The organism is Stenotrophomonas sp. SrG, assembly GCF_050031795.1.
Lineage (GTDB): Bacteria > Pseudomonadota > Gammaproteobacteria > Xanthomonadales > Xanthomonadaceae > Stenotrophomonas > Stenotrophomonas rhizophila_A.
The window spans coordinates 1-254 of sequence record NZ_JBNBBE010000521.1 but is presented as its reverse complement, the minus strand read 5'-3'; the positions used below and the strand labels follow the sequence as shown (position 1 = coordinate 254).

The following is a 254-nucleotide window of genomic DNA, read 5'->3' as shown; positions in this document are numbered from 1 at the left end:
GGTCACCCTTGATGGCGTGACCCATCCACTGCCCGATCCCTTCATCGTGATCGCCACTCAGAACCCGGTAGATCTTTCGGGCACGTTCCCGCAGCCCGATTCACAGCTGGACCGCTTCCTGCTGCGGCTTGCATTGGGCGATCCCAACCCCGAATCCGAACGCGAGCTGCTGCGCGGCACGGACCGCCGACACCTGATCGCACAGGCCACCGCCTGCCTGGATGACGACCAGGGGCGTGCCCTGCGCGAGGCGG

At 66.5% G+C, this 254-nt stretch carries 1 protein-coding gene; it reads left to right on the top strand.

Translation table 11 applies throughout. The annotated features are described in order from the left end of the window. Nucleotides 1–254: AAA family ATPase (locus ACQG3P_RS20710; RefSeq protein WP_426806102.1), on the top strand; the 254-nt coding region annotated here is incomplete at both ends.